Genomic DNA, 16,094 nt, shown 5'->3' on the forward strand with positions numbered 1-16,094 from the left:
ACATGCTTCGATTGAATTCGGAAGTTTTGTAGTTCAATAAGGGAAACCTCAAACTAAGCGACAGGTGAGCGGTGGCGCTGGACAAGCTTGATTTTCGGCTTCTGAGAATGTTTGAGACGATCGTGGAAGCGGGCGGATTCTCGGCTGCTCAAGGCGAACTCAATCTGTCCCTCGCAACCATTTCGAGTCACATCGCCTCGCTCGAGACCCGCCTCGGGGTTACGCTTTGCCGACGCGGTCGTTCCGGCTTCCAACTGACGCCCGAGGGCCGGGTGGTCTACGAGGAGGTCCGCCGGCTCAACGGGACACTAGAACAGTTCGATGCCAAGGTTCGCGGGCTCAGGGACCGCCTGTCGGGATCTTTGAACATCGGCCTCGTCGACAACACGATCTCCGACGCCAGCGCGCCGCTCGAGGCTGTGATCGGCGAGTTCACGGATGCGGCGCCGGGCGTTTCGCTCACAATCGCGACGCGGCCGCCTCAGGAATTGCTGCGCGACGTCATCGGCCGGCAGCTTCACCTCGCTGTCGCAAGCTTTCCGCGCACCACTCTGGGGCTTGTCTACACCGATCTCTATTTCGAGGTGCAGCGGTTTTACTGCGGCCGCGGACATCCGCTTTTCGACGTGCCGGATCGCCAGATCGACATCGGAGAGGTGCGCAAGCACAATCTGGTCGCACGCTCCTACTGGGGTGCCCGCGATATGAAGGTTTTTGCTATTTCGGCCCCCAAGGCAACGGTCAGCGACATGGAGTCGGAGGCGCGCCTGATCCTGTCAGGACGCTATCTCGGCTATCTGCCGGAACACTATGCGCGGCAATATGTCGAGTCTGGACGCATCCGCTCCATCCGCCCGGACTTGTTCGGCTACAGGGCGCCCTTTCAGGCTGCCCACGATCCGGGCGAATCCACCAATGGAGTCGTGCGGCTGTTTTTGAAGATCCTCACCGCTCATTTCAAACGGTAAGAGCGGAGCGGGCTTCCGTGATGTGCTTGGTTCCCATGTAGCCGGCCATACCCCACGGACCGAGTTCGCGGCCGATGCCACTCGCCTTGAAGCCACCCCAGGAGGATTGCGGGAAGACCACCGGCGCAGAGTTGATCCAAATGTGTCCGGCCCGGAGCCGCCGGGCCAGACGGGCGTTGCGCTGCTGGTCCTGGCCAACGATGGTCGCCGCAAGGCCGTAGTCGCTTTCGTTGGCCTGCCGCACGGCGTCGTCCTCGTCAGAGAAGCTGCGGACGCACAGCACCGGCCCGAAGATCTCCTCCCGCCACAGCCGGCTCGTAGGCGGAACGTCCCAATAGACCGTCGGCGCGATGAACAGGCCGCCATTCCGATCCACGACATGACCGCCGCAGGAAGGGGACAATCCCTCCTGGCGGGCTATGTCGAAGTAGCTGATTACCTTGTTATACTGTGCCCGCGTCGTCATAGGCCCCATGCCGGTCGAAGGGTCGGCCGGGTCGCCGAGGCGAATTGCCTCCGTCTTCTCCAGCAGCACAGGGCGGAGTGCCGCCTCGAAGCTCCGTTCGACAAGGAGGCGCGAAGTGGCGGAGCACACTTGTCCGGCGTTGTAGAAAATGCCGTCGCATATCCATTGTGCGGCCTCGTAGGGATCGCTGTCCCCAAAGGCCACGATGGCCGACTTGCCGCCAAGTTCCAGCGTCGTCGGCACGGATCGCCTCGCAGCAGTCGCCATCACCTCCTGTCCGACCCGGTTCGAGCCGGTGAAGGAGATCTTTGCCACCAAGGGGTGCTCGCAGATCGCCCGACCGCAGTCCGGCCCGCCGGTGACGATATTCACCACCCCCGCGGGAAGGCTGGCGGCCAGCGCCGCCTCGCCCAGCAGCAATTCGTTCGACGGCGTGAACTCGGAGGCCTTGAGCACGACCGTGCATCCGGCCGCGAGCGCCGCTGCCACTTTCCAGCCACTCGTCACAAGCGGGAAGTTCCAGGGTACGATGAGCCCTGCGACGCCCAGCGGCTCGAATCGCGTGCGCCCGGCAAAACCCTCGATCAGTTGAACATCGGTGTCTTGCCGCGCATCGAGCCGGCAAGCCTCGTCGGCATAGTATCGATAGGTGGCGATCGCATCATCGGCATCTATGCCGGCTTCGACCAGCGGTTTACCGCTGTTGGCGACTTGGTTGGCGACGATCTCCTCGCGCCGGGACTGCAACTGGTCGGCGATCTTGTCGAGCAGCGTTCCCCGTTCGACGCCACTTCGATCACTCCAGCCGGTAAAGGCTCGATGCGCGGCAGCAACCGCCTTGTCCACATCCGCCGCCGTTGCCATGGCGACACGACCCAAAACCGTTCCGTTGGTCGGATTGATGACCGGCGTCGTCTCGCCGTCGCCGGCATCGAGCCAGCGATTGTCGATGAACAGCCGCCAGCGCCGAGGTTCAACGGCCATGGCTGGCCGCCTCCTGATCGACGATTGCGATAAAGAATTTCTCCGCCGCTTCGATCGTCTGCCAGCGGCCCGTGAATCCGGCAGGAATGAAGAAGCCCTGACCCGCGCCGAACTCGCGCCGACGCCCATCGCTATCGACAACCGCCACCCGCCCCTTGGTGACGACACATATCTCGTTGTAGGGCCAGGCATCGAAGACCACCTCCCCCGGCTCGCCCGACCAGTAGCCTCCAAACGAGCCGCCCCAGGTCTCGAAGATCCGATATTCGGTTTCGCTCCATCCTTCCGAGACGCCGTCGTAATCAGTCGTCGGCGGCACAAAGGGCTTAGCGAGAGCGGGGTCTATCGGCAGAATGGAATCGATATTCATCATGCATCCCGGGTAAAGCGGTTGAGAACGTTGCGTACGATCCGGTCGACAAAGGGGTCGCGCTGGCTGAGGGCATAGGGCCATTCGGTACAGCCGCCGTTGAAGACTTCGCCCTTTGCCCGGGTGAAGGCGGCAATCATTCCCGCGCCTCGCATCCCGCCTTCGTTGACGTATTCCGGCAGGTCCTCGCCGAGTTCGATGTTGTAACCTTTCACTTCCTCGATAGGCCCGCCGATCGGATAGCGTCCGGCAAAGCGGTCTTCCTCCCCGCGCACCGCCGGGCAAAGAGCGAGAATTTCGAGCGTTTCGGGCGCTCCGTCCTCGAAGGTCGGATAGGGGAGACCGCGCCGGAAGGTATACTCGATCGAGTCCACCTCAAACGCGGCGAGAAAGGTTGGCGCCGCACCGAGCACATCGCCATAATAGAGATCCGTGCCCTCGAAAGCCCAGTGCTCGGGCCGATAAACGGTAAAGCCGCCTGACGAGCGCGGGGTCGCCACGCCGTACCGTGTATAGACGCCGCCCAGACCGTTGAGGCCCACCGTGGCCGCACCCGGTCGGCCCACCGATTTTGCCTCCCAGACCGTCGTGGCACGCCGCGGATCGGCCGAAGCCTCCGGATCGAGCGCGGGCAGTCGATAGCAGTACTGGGTGGTGCCGTCCTCGCTGAGCCGCACCTGCCATTGATAGTTGCCGCCCAGCCGGCTGAGGCCACCGCCGGCATCGACGAAAGCGTCGACGACATCGCGCATCTGCCAGCTCCAGTATTCGTCGTGTCCGACGACGACCAAGCAACGATAGTCCTGCAGCGCGTCGGCATCGAAATGGAGATCGTGCTGCGTAAGATAGTCGATCGCGTAGCCGGCCTCTTCGGCCCAGACCGCAAAGAGACGCTCATATGTGGCCCAGCCGGAATCGGCATGATGGCGGCTGTAACCTTGGTGACGGGCCCATTCGTAGGACGCATAGCGCGGCGCGCCGCCAATCGGCAGGGTCAGGTGATTGGCTTCGCGCGGGGCGCCGGCGGGCTTCTTCAGCATCCCGCGGGCGATGGGACGCTGCGTCGACGAGAGCGGCGATGCCGCATCATTGCGCGGATCGTTGCCGAGGCCGCGATAGTGGTTCGCACCGCCCCAGTCGTTGTAGGCGAGCATGGTCGAGGTTGTCACCACCAGCGCGATCCAGTTCTTGCGGCCGGCTGGCGCCTTGACGACGAAGAAGTGTTCGCGTTCCCAGATTTCACCGGAGGGCTGCGTGGTCCGCACGGTGACGAGGTAGAATCCCGAGGCGAGGCTGTCGGGAATGGTCCAACTATAGCCGACCGGCCAGCCGCAGCCTTTGGCATACGCATCCAAGGGGGTCGGCCTGTGGTCTGCGACGAGATTTTCGGCGACGTGCACGACTTCCGGCTTGCTGCCGTCGCGCGTGATCGTCAGGGAAAAGTGCGGCGTGGTGGCACTGAGGTGAAAGTCCACACGCTCGCCAGGAAAATACGAAAAACGCGACGTATAGCACCACACCTCTCCTGCGTCGGGCTCTGTGCTCGGACGCTCCGACGGCCAGTCCTTCGACGACCAGGCGAAAGCCGGCTTGAGATGTCCTTGGGCGTGGGTCATGTGTGCTCCTCGGTGGTCCCGATTTATTGTCCCGCCTCGAGGCGGTTCCGGATCGCTGCAAGCGCTTCGTCCAGCGGCCGCAGCAGATAGGCGAGGTGGTCTGTCTCTTCATGACGCTGCCACACAGGACCGGGCCAGTGTCGGCGAGCGCGCTCGGTCACGTGCAGCCGGATGCCATCGGTCAGCGCCTGCATGTATTTCAGCGTATTCGCATCGAAACGACGGTATGGACCGTCGACCCCGACATAGATCGGCGACGTATGGCCCATGATCGGCCGTTGCCAGACATCGTGATGATTCGTTTGTATCGGCCCGGCGAAACAACGCACTGCCAGCCAGCTTGCCTCCTTGATCGGCAGATCGATCTCGAAAGCGATGCGCTCGACCCCCTCGCGCGCCTCGCAGTGGACGACTTCGCCGTTGACGACGAGTTCGAGCCGCGCCAGTGGAAAGATGGAAACCGCATCGGCCCTGATCCGAAGGCGCTGGCCGGAACGCACGACAAGCTCGCTCCCCGGCGGCCTTTGATCTGCACTCAACTGGAGAAGCGGACCGGAGGTGACGAAGCAGTCGCCGCATTTGATCGCCTCCAGCCATGCCGAATAGTCGGGCGTGCGAGCGTCGGCAATCCGGGCATAGGTGCGGATCTGACCGACTGCGACATCCGCCGTCATTTTGTCGGTGCCGCCGACAATGGGCAGGCGATAGCCCGCGTTGAGATAACGGTAATACTCCCCGACGTTGTACGGATCGTGAGCGATCATCTCGATCGCGTCGGCGCGGCCGGTGGCGATCATCGCCGCGATCTCGCCATTAGGCACCGGGAAATGCGCGAGAATCACGATGCCGCCCTGGGCGTGGCATTCGTCGGCCCAGTGCGACAGCATGGTTTCGAGCCCGCCTCCCATGGCGGCCTCCTCGGCGCCGCCGGTGCACCAGGGCACGATCTGCCGCCGCATGCCGAGCAGGTGGATGTGGCCGAGCATGTTCGATCGATTCTCCTGACCGGCATAGACGACGACCCGGCGGTCGTTGCTTTGGCGCGGACGGCCGGTGAACTCCTCCTTGCTGGAATAGTGCTGCCCCCATTGGCTGAGCAGCAGATTCGCGACCGCGACGCCCTCGCAGCGGGCTTCGAGTTCGGTTCCCTGGCTCGAAATGAAATGCAGGTGAGTGTCGCCGGCGGCGTAACCGACCGCGGCCATGTCGGCGATCCGTACGAGCGTCAGCGCGAGATGTTTCTGGCCCGGCGCTATGGTGACGACAGTTTCCACCGATCGGTACTCGAAGCCGCAGGCGAGTTCGACTGTCAGCTCGCCGACAGGTACCCATCCCTCGCATTCGCCGTCGATCGCCGCGTAGGTGCGGCCGCCGATGCGCACATCCCCACCGATATCGAGGTTCCATGTTCCGCCGCCGGAATTTATCGGCGTGTGATGGCCGTAGGGCGCGACGGGAATGCCGTCGGACGTGCGCATGTGAATGCGGCAGGCGAGCAATTCTCCCGTGGCGGCATCGGCGACCGTAATCCGGAGCCATGTGCGGCTACTGTTGACCCGTGTCACGCGAAGCCCAGGTCCCGCCTCGACCGGGTTTCCCGCCTCAAGATCTCCGAAGCGGACCCGGCCGACTTCCTCATCGGCTTCGCGGATGACGAGCGTGGCGCTTGGCGAGCCGGCAATGCTTGCGAAGCCGGTCCGTACCCCCCGCCGTGCCGTGCCCCAGCCAGGCAGATCTCCCGCTTCGCTCGCCGCCACCGCGGCGTGCATATAGATACTTACACCACGGTCGATCGCAATCTCGGTGGCTTCCGTCACCGGCCGGTCGAGTTCGACCAGCAGATCATCCGCCACTTGTCTGCCGAACGGCTCCTCATCGGTCAGCCCGGCTGTGATTGCTCCGATGATGGTCGTGCGCCCTCCGCCCGTGAGGATGAGGTGGCTCAACTCCTTGCCGGGGTGGGGATTCCGCATCGCCCACACGTAGAAACGGTAGGGCAGCACATAGGGCACCCGCGACTGCGGGTCCTCGATCTCGACGAGGCGCGCGCCGGCTTCGTCGTAGCGGCCATGGCTGCGATGCATCAGCCGCTGCTCGGTATCCGGCATCGCCAGGAACGGCGTCTGGCCCCAGTCCAGCGGGATCGGCCGCCCGGTCCACTTGCGCGGCGTCGGGCCGATTTCGTAGCGCTGCCGGATGGGAACAGCGTGTTGCGACCCATCCGAGAAGACGAGCGCGTAGGTCGCGCAAACGTCGCCCACCGCGCCGCCGGAAAACAAGTCTGTCTCCAGCACCGCATGGGCAAAGATCAGCCAATCGACCCGGGCAGGCAGGGGCACTCGGATAGTTTCAGCAGAGCCGATCCGCAGCACACAGGCAGCGGACTCACGGTCGCCGAAAGCGAATGGCAGACCATGCAGAATCCGCCGGCCCAGCTCTACCTCGTGAGCATCCTCGAAAAAGGAAAGGTCGCTGTTGAAGACCCCGCTGAGGTCGAGAGTTTCATAGTCCTTGTGCACGGCATCGTCTCTGTTGGCGAGCCCGTGAGCCCGCCGGCAAATCTAGACGCTTTCAAAACAGCGGAAAAAGCCCACCTGTCCGAAATTCACTTCGAGAAATGCCAAAGCATGGCGCGATGCTGCTGTCCTATCATCGCGGAGCGTAGTTGTTATTCCGAACTGTCTGGGAGGTCTCGTTTGAGCGACAGCGATCTATGCTACATCTCGGGCGTCGAGGCCATTCGCCTGTTCCGAAGCAGGGCCCTCAGCCCGGTCGAGTTCATGCAGGCGGTGATCGCGCAGACGGAGCGCGTCAATCCGCGGGTGAATGCGCTGACCTACAGCTTCTTCGATCGCGCCCTGGCTGAGGCGCGCCTCGCCGAGGCCCGATACAGGAACGATACGGCGCGACCGCTCGAAGGCCTGTCGCTGGTCGTCAAGGATTCTACCGCGCTCGCCGGCGAGATCACGACCTACGGTTCCAAGGTCTACGAACACCATCGTCCGGCAGCGACGCATCCTTCGGCGCAGCGGCTGCTCGACTCAGGCGCCATCGTGCTGGGACGCTCGACCATGCCCGAGTTCGGCGAGGCGGGAAACTGCTACACGCCCCTGTGGGGTGTTACGCGCAACCCGTGGAATCTCGATTACGGTCCCGGCGGCTCGTCGTCAGGCGCCGGCGTGGTGCTCGCGGCCGGCATGTCGACACTGGCGGACGGCTCCGATATCGGCGGGTCGATCCGCATTCCCGCTGCATGCTGCGGCGTTCTGGGATATAAGCCCCCCTACGGCCGCAATCCCAACAGCCTCGCGGCCAGCTTCGATCCCTATATGCACTATGGCCCGCTGGCCAGCACCGTGGACGATATCCGGCTGATGCAACAGGTGACGGCAGGCCGCCATGTCGACGACATCGGCACGGTTGCAGAAGTCGTCGACTATCACACGACGCCGCAGGATGTCCGGGGCTGGCGCATCGCCTATTCCGTCGATCTCGGCTATTTCCAGGTCGATGATGAGGTGCGCGCCAACATGTTCCAGAGTCTGGCTGCGCTCAGCGAGGCCGGTTGCTTCCTGGAAGAAGTGGACCTCGGCTGGACGGACGAAACATTCGAGGCCTGGCTGGCGGTGAATGCCAGCCGCGGTTCGGCCGCACGCCGGGTGCCCGATTTCGAAAGATGGCGGCCGCAGCTGTCGGACTACGTGGTCGACATGATCGAGCACGGCCAATCACTGACGCCTTCCCAGCTTGTTCGCGCGCTCGAGGTGCATGTGGAAATGTATGGTCGTCTAGGTCCGATACTGGAGCGTTGTCACGCCTTTGTCTGTCCCACGAATGCCATACCGTCCGTGCCCGCCGAGCGGTCGCCGCTCGACCTCGACATTCTCATCAACGGCAAGCCGGCATCCCGTTCCGTCGCCTCTGCCTGGTTCATGACCTATCCGTTCAACATGCTTAGTCAACTGCCGGTGATCAGCGTGCCAAGCGGCTTTGCCGCCAACGGAGTTCCCACCGGAATCCAGATCGTCTCCCGCGCCTTTAACGATCTGCGGGTTCTGGACCTCGCACAGGTGCTGGAAAATATCAGACCTTGGCGCGATAAACGGCCGGATCTCTTGTCATAAGTGCCGATGTGCTTCGACTCTTCAGCGAATGAACTGGTCGACATAATCGACGCCGAGACCGACCTTTTCATAGTGCGCGCGGCACATGTCGATCTTGGTGAAGACGTCCTCGTAGCCGATGTGCCGGTCGTCCTCGTCGAGGTAGATCATCGAGCCGGTGATGTTGAAGAAAGTGATCATCTCGCGGCAATCCTCCGGCACCAGCAGCGTGTGGATTTCGCCCGGCGGCTCGAACACATAGGAACCCGTGTCGGCGATCCAGTCGTGCTCGCGATAATGCCACTTTCCCTTGATGACGTAGCCATGCACGGGGTTGGGATGCAGGTGTCGCGAGAGCACGCCGGCGCGGCGCACGCGCAGCAGGTTGCACCACTGGCCCTGCATGGTGTTGAGCATCAGCGGCCGGAACCAGACGCGGTCCGCCTGGGGCACCCAGACGCGCTCGTCATCCGGCAATGCCTGCACCGCGATCTCGGGCGGCGCGAGGCGGTGCGTCGTTCCCACCATATCCTGGTACATGCGTCTTCTCCCCGTAACCAATGGCCGGCGCGAATGTCAGCCCAGAGCCTCTTCGAGCATCGCGCGATAGTCGGCGGCGGTCGCCGCGCGCGGGTTCGTCGCGTGGCTGTGATCGGCCAGCGCCCGCTCCACGATCCAGTCGAACCGGTCGCGCGTGACGCCCATCGCGGCAAGGCCGGCGGGCAGGTCGAAGCGCCGGTTGAGCGCTTCCAGTTCGGCCGCCAGATCGGCTCCCGGTGCAAGGCCCATGGCTGTCTTCAGGCGCTCCAGCTTGTCGCCGACATGCGCCTGGTTGAAGCGCACGACGATCGGCATCAGGATGGCGTTGAGCGTGCCGTGATGCAGCTTCAGATCCTTCAGCCCGCCCAGCGCGTGGCTGAGCGAATGCACGGCGCCGAGGCCCTTCTGGAACGACAGGCCGCCATGCAGCGCGCCCATCATCACCTCGCCGCGGGCCGCGAGATTCGAACCGTCGGCAAAGACCTTCGGGAGGTTGCGCCAGAGGCGACCGGCGCCGTCGAGCGCGATCGCCTCAGCCGGCGGATTATAGCGCGGCGAGAACAGCGTCTCGATGCAATGTGACAGGGCGTCGAGGCCGGTCGCGGCCGTCAGATAGGGCGGCAGGCCGAGTGTCAGCTCCGGGTCGCAGATGGCCCGGCGCGGAATGAGATGTGGGCTGACGAAGCCGAGCTTGCGGCCGTCGTCCAGCGTCAGTAGCGCGGCGCGGCCGACCTCCGCACCGGTCCCCGCCGTCGTCGGGATGGCGATCACCGGAGCGACGGCCGGGCCGATCCGTTCGACGCCGCCATAGATCGCCGCATATTGTTCCAGCGAGCCGCCATGTGCGGCCAGAAGCGCCACACCCTTGGCAAGGTCGATCGGCGATCCGCCGCCGAGCGCCACGATCCCGTCGCAGCCTTTTGCCTGATAGAGATCCAGCGCGGCATGCACCGCGCTTTCCGTCGGATTGGGCGGCGTCTCGAGAAAGACCGGCACATCGGTGGGGAGCGGCGCGGCCACTCTCGAAACAAGGCCCGAAGCTGCAAGTCCCGCATCGGAAATCAGCAGGGGACGGGCGATACCGAGATCGGTGAGCGCAGCCGGAAGCGACGCCAGTTCTCCCGGCCCGAAGTCGATGGTCGTCAGATAGGTTATACGCGGCATGCGCTGTCCGAGCCTGTTGAGTCGTTCTGCTGTACCCGATTGCATGACATCCGACGCCGCTCGCATCAACCGGATTCGCTTATCGCGGGGTAACCGAACGGAGCGATTTGAAATCAGATGAATACAGGCAGATTCCTGTCCGTTTGACCGCGAAAACCGTGTCGCTCATCGCCCGGTTGCGCTACTGACGCATCCTGGAGGGACCGACGCTAATGTCCGAAATCTGGATCGGCACGAGCTGGAAGATGAACAAGACGCTGGCGGAAGCCCGCGCCTTCGCCAAAGGCTTGAGATCGGCGGATTCTTCCTGCGATTCGCGCATTCAGCGCTTCGTCATCCCGCCTTTCACCGCAGTACGCGAGGTGAAGGCGATGCTGAGGGATACGCCGGTCAAGGTCGGCGCACAGAACATGCATTGGGCGGAAGACGGCGCCTGGACCGGCGAGATTTCCCCGGTGATGCTGACCGATTGCGGCCTCGACCTGGTGGAACTCGGACACTCCGAGCGGCGCACGCATTTCGGCGAGACGGATGAGACGGTGGCGCTGAAAACCGAAGCGGCGGTGCGGCACGGACTCATGCCGCTGATCTGCATCGGCGAGACGCTGGCCGAGCGCGAGGCGGGCCGGGCATCGGACGTTCTGGCGATGCAGGTGCGAACGGCCCTCTCACGCCTTGACGAGAGACAGAAGCCGGCGCCGATCCTCCTCGCCTACGAGCCCGTCTGGGCAATCGGCGCCAACGGCATTCCGGCAACCTCCGACTATGCCGATGCCCGTCAGGCCGAGATCATCGACGTCGCGCTGGATGTGCTTGGCCGCCGAATTCCCTGCCTCTATGGCGGCTCGGTCAATCCGGGCAATTGCGCTGAACTCATCGCCTGCCCACATGTGGACGGGCTGTTCATCGGGCGTGCCGCATGGACTGTCGAGGGTTATCTCGACATCCTCGCCAGATGCGCCGCAACACTCTGAAGGAGATGCCGAATGAAGATCGCGGTTGCAGGCGACAGCGCCGGCGAAGGTCTTGCGAAGATACTGGCCGACCATTTGAAGAACACGCACGAGGTCGACGAGGTCTCGCGCACCGAGGCCGGCGCCGACCCGTTCTATGCGAACCTTTCCGAGCGCGTCGCCAATGAGGTGCTGGCCGGCAAATACGACCGCGCCATTCTTGTCTGCGGCACCGGCATCGGTGTCAGCATCGCCGCCAACAAGGTGCCGGGCATCCGCGCGGCGCTGACACACGACACCTATTCAGCGGAGCGCGCGACGCTCTCCAACAATGCCCAGATCATCACCATGGGCGCGCGCGTGATCGGACCGGAGCTGGCGAAGTCGATCGCCGACGCGTTCCTCAAGGGAACGTTCGATCCGAACGGACGTTCGGCCGGAAATGTCGCGGCAATCGACGCTGTGGACGCGAAATACAACGCCCGCTGAGCGGCATCGGCCGATCGGTGATCGGGGAAACGAAAGGGTGCAGATGAAGAAGATCGGTTTCCTGTCGTTCGGCCATTGGAACCCCTCGCCGCAGTCGCAGACCCGTTCGGCGGCCGATGCGCTGCTGCAATCGATCGACCTTGCCGTAGCGGCGGAAGAGCTGGGCGCGGACGGCGCCTATTTTCGCGTGCATCATTTCGCACGTCAGCTCGGCTCGCCCTTTCCGCTTCTGGCGGCAGTAGGCGCCAGAACCAGTCGCATCGAGATCGGTACGGCGGTGATCGACATGCGCTACGAGAATCCGCTCTACATGGCAGAAGATGCGGGCGCAGCCGATCTGATCGCCGGCGGCCGGCTGCAGCTCGGCGTCAGCCGCGGCTCGCCCGAGCAGGTGATCGACGGCTGGCGCTATTTCGGCTATGAGCCGCAGGAAGGTCAGACGGACGCCGACATGGCGCGCAAGCATGCCGAGGTGTTCCTGGAAGTGCTGCGCGGCAAGGGATTCGCCCAGCCGAACCCGCGCCCGATGTTCCCGAATCCGCCCGGCCTCCTGCGTGTCGAACCCTATTCCGAAGGATTGCGCGAGCGCATCTGGTGGGGCGCGGCCACCAATGCGACGGCGGAGTGGGCGGCAAAACTCGGCATGAACCTGCAAAGCTCGACGCTGAAGTTCGACGAGGGCGGGGAGCCTTTCCATGTCCAGCAGGCGGCGCAGATCCGCGCCTTCCGCAACGTATGGAAAGAAGCCGGCCACGAACGCGAGCCGCGCGTCTCGGTCAGCCGTTCGATCTTCGCGCTGGTGGACGAACGGGACCACGCCTATTTCGGACACGACGATAGCCGGGACCATTTCGGCTATATCGAGGCCAATACGCTGGCCGTCTTCGGCCGCAGCTACGCGGCGGAGCCGGATGTGCTGGTGGAGCAGTTGAAGGAGGATGAGGCGATCGCCGAAGCCGACACGCTGCTGCTGACGGTGCCGAACCAGCTTGGCGTGGATTATAACGTCCATGTCATCGAGGCGATCCTGAAGCATGTCGCGCCGGCGCTGGGCTGGCGCTGACGAACGCTTCAACGCAACGAAGTCGCGATCGTCCCGCCATCGACAGTCAGCACGGCGGCATTGACCTTGTCCATCAATGCAAGATGCAGGAACGTCTCGGCGACGTCGACCGAGGTGACCTCAACACCGAGCAAATTGCCGGACATGTATTCCTTCTGCGTGATGCCGCGCGCGGCGGCGCGGTCGGCGATCATCTGGTCCGTCATCAGGCCCGTGCGGATGCGGCCGGCGTTGACGCCGTTGACCCGGATTCCTTCATGGCTGTGGTCGAGCGCATACTGCTTCATCAGCGCCATGACGGCCGCCTTCGGGATGCCGTAGGGTCCGAAATTCTTCCCCGGGTTCACCGACTGGTTGGAAATGTTGAACAGTATGGTGCCGCCACGCCCCTGACGGCGGAAGATTCTGAGCGCGGTCTGGCAGACGAGCTGATGGCCGAAGAAGTTGAGATCGAAGCTGCGCCGGAAATCGGCGATCGATATGTCGCCTATGGCGCCCTGCGGCGCCGAGCCGGCGTTTGAGATCAGGATGTCGAGGCCTCCCAGCGCCTTTTCGAGACTGGCGAAGGCAGCTTCGACGGAGGCCGCATCGGTGACGTCGCAGATGGCGATGTGGCATCCGACTTCGTCCCGCAGCGCGTGAAGCGCCGCCGCATCGATATCCAGCGCCGCCAGCGTTGCACCGGCACGGATGAAAGTCCGCGCGATGTCACGCCCGATGCCACTGCCCGCGCCGGTCACGGCGACGAGGCGGCCTTCGAGCGGCCTGACAAGCTGGATGTCGGGAGCGGCGGCGGCATCCATGGCGTCAGGCCGCCTTCCGGACTTCGAGATCCCTGAACAGGGCGTAGGCCTGATCGGGCTTTTCGCCTTCGTGCACCACCTTTGCGAGCGCCTTCAGCATGGCCACGGGATTGGAAGACTGGAACACGTTGCGGCCCATGTCGACGCCCGCCGCGCCCTGGTCGACGGCGCGATAGGCCATCTCCAGCGCGTCGCGCTCCGGCAGCTTCTTGCCGCCCGCAATGACGATCGGCACCGGGCAGCCGAGCACGATGCGCTCGAAACCCTCGTCCACGTAATAGGACTTGACGAACTGCGCGCCGAGTTCGGCGGCGATGCGCGTGGCGAGGCCGAAATAGCGGGCGTCGCGCACCATGTCCTTGCCGACGCCGGTCACCGCCATGGTCGGGATGCCGTAGCGCGTGCCGGTGTCGATGAGCTTCACGACGTTGGCGATGGATTTGTGCTCGTACTCCGCGCCGATATAGACCTGCGCGGCCATGGCGACGGCGCCGATACGGATCGCATCGTCTATGTCCACGGCGACGAGCTCGTTCGACAGCTCCGTCAGGATGGAATTGCCGCCGGAGCAGCGCAACACCACCGGCTTGTTCACTTCCGGCTGGATCGTGGCGCGCAGCGAGCCGCGCGTGCACATCAGCACATCGGCATGTTCGGCGAGCGGCGCGATGCTGAGATCGATGCGCTCCAGACCGGTCGTCGGCCCCTGGAAATAGCCGTGATCGAAGGCGAGCATGACGGTCCGGCCGCTCTTCGGGTTGAAGACGCGCGCCATGCGGGCCTTCATGCCCCAGTCATGGTGGGCAGCGCCCTTGATGTAGAAGCGGCTGGTGTCGGCCGGCTGGTCCTGGCCCCAGTCCTTGCCGTCCTTGATGTCATCGAGATCAGCCATCGGAATTCCTTTCCCGGCGGGTTCCGCCGTCAGTTTCGTGCGATGAAGTCGCGCATGGCGACGAGGATGATGGAGACCGATATGGCGCCCGGATCGGGATGGCCGATGCTGCGTTCGCCGAGCGAACGCGCCTTGCCGGTGGTCGCGATCATGCCCTTCGTCGCCTCGACGCCGTCCAGCGCTCCTCGCGCCGCGGCGGCTGACACATCGGCGAGCGAGCCGCCCGCGGCACGCGCTGCTCGTGCGGCCGGCGCCAGCGCGTCGATGATGGTCTTCTGGCCCTCGGTGACGCCCCCGCGCTTCAGCACGGCTTCGAGGCCGCTTTCCAGAAAGGCCGCGAAGGCGTCGCCGTCGGCCGCATCCTTGCCGGCGAAAGCCTTGCCGCCGGAGCGGAACAGCGTGCCGAAGATCGCGCCGGCCGCGCCGCCCGTCTGCGACAGGACCGCCATGCCGACGGCCTTGAACGCGTCTTCGACCGACGCCGGTGGGTTGGCGTTGAGAGCCTCCTGCGCGGCCTCGAAGCCACGCCGCATGCCCGTGCCGTGATCGCCGTCGCCGATGGCGAGGTCGGCGTCGGTCAGCACGTCCGTCTGGTCGATGATCGCCTGCGCGACCGCCTTCAACATGGCGATCGTGCCTGCCGTATCGAGCGATGCCACCATGTCCAGCCTCACATGCGGGAATAGCCGACCGATTCCGCCGGCAGGTCGAGATAGTGTTTCAGTTCGTCGTCGAGCCGCATCAGCGTGATCGAGAAGCCGGCCATTTCCTGCGTCGTCACCCATGTGCCGACGTCGGTGCGGTAGACGGAGATGCCCTCGCGCTCGCAGATCTGGCGGATGCGACGATTGACGATCAGCATTTCCATCATCGTCGTCGCGCCGAGATTGTTGATCATCAGGGCAACCTGGTCGCCGCGTTTGAACGGCAGATCGGCAAGGATCTTCTCCATCATCTGGTCGGCGACGGAATCTGCCGTCGTCAGCTTCTGCCGGTAGACGCCCGCCTCGCCATGCGCGCCCATGCCGATCTCGATCTCGTCGTCGGCCAATTCGAAAGTGAGCTTGCCGGTTTCGGGGATGGAGCCGGCGGCGACCGCCACAGCCATCGAACGGATGTTGGCGACGGCCTTGCGCGCGACGCGCTCGACCTCGTCCAGGCTGTCGAGTTCGGCGGCGGCGCCACCCGTCACCTTGATGGCGTAGACGTCGCCGGCGATGCCCCGGCGGTCATGTACGCGATCCGGCGGCGCGGCGGCAACGTCGTCGGTGATGCGCACGGTGCGCACCTCGATGCCCTCGTCCTCCACCAGCATCTCGGAGGCCATATCGAAGTTCATGTTGTCGCCGGCATAATTGCCATAGAGGAACAGTACGCCCTTGCCGCGATGAACCGCCTTTGCGGCTGCGACGATGATGTCCGGCGAGGGTGCGGCGAAGACCTGGCCGCAGGCCGCGCCGTCGCCCATGTTCTTGCCCACGAAGCCGTGGAACAATGGCTCGTGACCGCTGCCGCCGCCGATCAGGAGGCCGACCTTGGTCTCCGGCAGATCGGTGCGGACGATGGCGTTGTGACCGGGCAGCTTGGCGACGCGGCCGTCATTGGCCAGCACAAGACCCTCGATCATCTCGGCCACGACCTTCTTGGGGTCATTGAGTATCTTTTTAGCCGGTCGCGCCATGT

15 protein-coding genes are annotated in these 16,094 nt (G+C 64.2%); 5 read left to right on the forward strand and 10 right to left on the reverse strand.

Annotated elements, in window-relative coordinates; genetic code table 11:
* Positions 1-107: 107 nt before the first annotated feature.
* The gene (locus M9955_05035; protein ID MCO5081009.1) at positions 108-968 is read left to right on the forward strand and encodes a LysR family transcriptional regulator; all 861 of its coding nucleotides are present in this window, start codon (positions 108-110) and stop codon (positions 966-968) included.
* Here the strand turns inward: M9955_05035 and M9955_05040 are convergent.
* Genes M9955_05040 through M9955_05055 form a run of 4 tightly spaced genes read right to left on the reverse strand, consistent with a single transcriptional unit; the run spans position 958 to position 6,743 of the window.
* Positions 958-2,418 (reverse strand): aldehyde dehydrogenase family protein, encoded by a 1,461-nt coding sequence (locus tag M9955_05040; GenBank protein ID MCO5081010.1) that lies wholly within the window; start codon positions 2,416-2,418, stop codon positions 958-960. The two genes, M9955_05035 and M9955_05040, sit on opposite strands and share 11 nt — an antisense overlap.
* Entirely contained in the window at positions 2,408-2,788 is a 381-nt protein-coding gene (locus M9955_05045; GenBank protein ID MCO5081011.1) for a cupin domain-containing protein, read from the reverse strand. Before M9955_05045 ends, M9955_05040 begins: the two co-directional genes overlap by 11 nt.
* Positions 2,788-4,404, reverse strand: a complete 1,617-nt coding sequence (locus M9955_05050; protein MCO5081012.1) for a hypothetical protein — start codon at positions 4,402-4,404, stop codon at positions 2,788-2,790. The genes M9955_05045 and M9955_05050 overlap by 1 nt, the downstream gene beginning before the upstream one ends.
* A gap of 23 nt (positions 4,405-4,427) precedes the next feature.
* On the reverse strand, positions 4,428-6,743 hold the full coding sequence (locus M9955_05055) for a CehA/McbA family metallohydrolase (GenBank protein MCO5081013.1): 2,316 nt from the start codon (positions 6,741-6,743) through the stop codon (positions 4,428-4,430).
* Between M9955_05055 and M9955_05060 the strand changes: the two genes are divergently transcribed.
* Positions 6,702-8,528 (forward strand): amidase, encoded by a 1,827-nt coding sequence (locus tag M9955_05060; GenBank protein ID MCO5081014.1) that lies wholly within the window; start codon positions 6,702-6,704, stop codon positions 8,526-8,528. The two genes, M9955_05055 and M9955_05060, sit on opposite strands and share 42 nt — an antisense overlap.
* A 21-nt stretch (positions 8,529-8,549) precedes the next feature.
* Here M9955_05060 and M9955_05065 read toward each other — a convergent pair whose 3' ends face one another.
* Entirely contained in the window at positions 8,550-9,047 is a 498-nt protein-coding gene (locus tag M9955_05065; protein MCO5081015.1) for a 2,4'-dihydroxyacetophenone dioxygenase family protein, read from the reverse strand.
* Positions 9,048-9,083: 36 nt separating this feature from the next.
* On the reverse strand, positions 9,084-10,211 hold the full coding sequence (locus M9955_05070) for an iron-containing alcohol dehydrogenase (protein ID MCO5081016.1): 1,128 nt from the start codon (positions 10,209-10,211) through the stop codon (positions 9,084-9,086).
* A 212-nt stretch (positions 10,212-10,423) separates the two neighbouring features.
* On the opposite strand from M9955_05070, the gene M9955_05075 reads away from it, so the two are divergent.
* Genes M9955_05075 through M9955_05085 form a run of 3 tightly spaced genes read left to right on the forward strand, consistent with a single transcriptional unit; the run spans position 10,424 to position 12,716 of the window.
* Positions 10,424-11,185 (forward strand): triose-phosphate isomerase, encoded by a 762-nt coding sequence (locus tag M9955_05075; GenBank protein ID MCO5081017.1) that lies wholly within the window; start codon positions 10,424-10,426, stop codon positions 11,183-11,185.
* Between the two features lie 12 nt (positions 11,186-11,197).
* The gene (locus tag M9955_05080) at positions 11,198-11,653 is read left to right on the forward strand and encodes an RpiB/LacA/LacB family sugar-phosphate isomerase (GenBank protein MCO5081018.1); all 456 of its coding nucleotides are present in this window, start codon (positions 11,198-11,200) and stop codon (positions 11,651-11,653) included.
* Between the two features lie 43 nt (positions 11,654-11,696).
* Complete coding sequence (locus M9955_05085; GenBank protein MCO5081019.1) at positions 11,697-12,716, forward strand: LLM class flavin-dependent oxidoreductase; 1,020 nt, start codon at positions 11,697-11,699, stop codon at positions 12,714-12,716.
* An 8-nt stretch (positions 12,717-12,724) separates the two neighbouring features.
* Here M9955_05085 and M9955_05090 read toward each other — a convergent pair whose 3' ends face one another.
* The 4 genes from M9955_05090 to M9955_05105 are packed head-to-tail and all read right to left on the reverse strand — an operon-like array spanning position 12,725 to position 16,092.
* Entirely contained in the window at positions 12,725-13,519 is a 795-nt protein-coding gene (locus M9955_05090) for an SDR family oxidoreductase (protein ID MCO5081020.1), read from the reverse strand.
* A gap of 4 nt (positions 13,520-13,523) precedes the next feature.
* Positions 13,524-14,411 carry a 3-hydroxy-5-phosphonooxypentane-2,4-dione thiolase gene (gene lsrF, locus M9955_05095; protein ID MCO5081021.1) on the reverse strand — a complete coding sequence of 296 codons (888 nt, stop codon included), beginning with the start codon at positions 14,409-14,411 and terminating at the stop codon, positions 13,524-13,526.
* 29 nt (positions 14,412-14,440) lie between these two features.
* Positions 14,441-15,073 carry a dihydroxyacetone kinase subunit DhaL gene (dhaL, locus tag M9955_05100; protein ID MCO5081022.1) on the reverse strand — a complete coding sequence of 211 codons (633 nt, stop codon included), beginning with the start codon at positions 15,071-15,073 and terminating at the stop codon, positions 14,441-14,443.
* An 8-nt stretch (positions 15,074-15,081) separates the two neighbouring features.
* Positions 15,082-16,092 (reverse strand): dihydroxyacetone kinase subunit DhaK, encoded by a 1,011-nt coding sequence (locus tag M9955_05105; GenBank protein ID MCO5081023.1) that lies wholly within the window; start codon positions 16,090-16,092, stop codon positions 15,082-15,084.
* Positions 16,093-16,094: the final 2 nt, after the last annotated feature.

This window comes from Rhizobiaceae bacterium (assembly GCA_023953845.1).
Lineage (GTDB): Bacteria > Pseudomonadota > Alphaproteobacteria > Rhizobiales > Rhizobiaceae > Arvimicrobium.